2 protein-coding genes and 1 pseudogene are annotated in these 1557 nt (G+C 65.6%); all 3 read left to right on the top strand.

All coding sequences use genetic code 11. From position 1 onward, the window contains the following. Positions 1-125 (top strand): annotated as a pseudogene (locus tag LDO27_RS25505) (citrate/2-methylcitrate synthase); the annotation flags it as partial. Between the two features lie 67 nt (positions 126-192). Further along, positions 193-1164 carry a Bug family tripartite tricarboxylate transporter substrate binding protein gene (locus tag LDO27_RS25500; protein ID WP_222209766.1) on the top strand — a complete coding sequence of 324 codons (972 nt, stop codon included), beginning with the start codon at positions 193-195 and terminating at the stop codon, positions 1162-1164. 84 nt (positions 1165-1248) lie between these two features. Then, a partial coding sequence (locus tag LDO27_RS25495; protein ID WP_224044662.1) for an MmgE/PrpD family protein occupies positions 1249-1557 on the top strand: 309 nt, incomplete at its 3' end.

The raw sequence follows: 1557 nt of genomic DNA, 5'->3' as shown, positions 1-1557 counted from the left end.
CGCGCACCTCGGGCTGGGCCGCCCACATCATCGAGCAGCGCATCGACAACAAGATCATCCGACCCAGCGCCAACTACACCGGGCCGGAGAACCTGAAGTTCGTGCCGATCGCCGAGCGCCGCTGACTTTGCAGCACCCGCAATATTCGGCCGCCCTCGGGCGGCTTTCACCCATCCGAAATCAGATCACACCATGCATCAATTCCGCCGCATCGCCGCGGTCGTCGCACTTTCGACGCTGTCATTCGCTTCCACTGCCCACGCCCAGCAATCCTGGCCCGCAAAGCCGGTCCGCTTTATCGTGCCGTTCGCGGCCGGCGGCGCCAATGACCTGATGGCACGGGCCGCCGCCGAGGGGGCCACCAAGGCCCTGGGCCAGTCCGTCATCGTCGAGAACCGTCCCGGCGCGGGCGGCTCGATCGGCGCCGAAATGGTGGCCCACGGCCCGGCCGATGGCTACACCTTCCTGATCAGCGCCGCCGGCGTGATTTCGAACACCATGATCAAGAAGTCCGTGCCCTACAAGGACGAGGAACTGGTGCCGGTAGTCATGATCGGCCTGGCGCCGTCGGTGATCGTGGTACCCAAGACGGCGAAGTACAACAACCTGCGCGACTTCGTCGAAGCGTCGAAAAAGGGGGCGGGCTTCAACTTCGCCACCGCCGGTACCGGCAGCACGCCGCATTTCGTGGCGGAGATGCTCAACGTCAAGTACGGCGCCAAGCTGCAGCCCGTGCCGTACAAGAGCGGCTCGGAAAGCACGACCGCGGTCCTGGGCGGCCAGGTCGAGGGCACCTCCGAGGCCAGCATCATCGCCCTGCCCCACATCTTCAACGATGGCAAGTTCAAGGCCCTGGCGACCACCTGGACCAAGCGCATCTCGGCATATCCGCAGCTGTCCACCGCGGTGGAACAGGGCTTCAGCGACGTGCAGATCGCGCACTGGGCGGGCGTGCATGCGCCGCGCGGGGTGCCGGCCGAGATCATGGACAAGGTCGCCGCCGCCGTGGACAAGGCCATGAAGGATCCCGCCGCGGCCGCGAAGCTCAAGAGCGTGGGCATCGAGCCCATCGGGGGCACGCGCGCGGAGTTCGACAAGTTCGTCGACGCGGAACGCAAGCGCCTCGGCGAGATCGTCAAGGCCGCCAATATGCGCGAGGGATAACGGCCGGCGCGGCACCGCCTATCGAATCATCCAAGCATCGAAACATCGCCCCATCCTTTTCCAACCTTTCAAGCTTCTGCCCCTATGTCCGCACACATCAGCAATGTCCGCCCCGAACCCGATCAGGTGCTGGTCGATATCGTCGACTACGTGACGCAGTACCAGATCCAGAGCCCGCTGGCCTACGACACCGCGCGCAACTGCCTGATCGACACCCTGGGCTGCGGCCTCGAGGCGCTGTCCTACCCCGCCTGCACGAAGCTGATGGGGCCGATCGTGCCGGGCACGATCGTGCCCAACGGCGCCAAGGTGCCCGGCACCCAGTTCCAGCTCGACCCGGTGCAGGCCGCCTTCAATATCGGCGCGATGATCCGCTGGCTGGACTTCAACGAC

Source organism: Cupriavidus respiraculi (genome assembly GCF_914271545.1).
Classification (GTDB): Bacteria; Pseudomonadota; Gammaproteobacteria; order Burkholderiales; family Burkholderiaceae; genus Cupriavidus; species Cupriavidus respiraculi.
The sequence above is the reverse complement of the archived record's forward strand: the minus strand, read 5'-3'. Positions and strand labels throughout refer to the sequence as shown.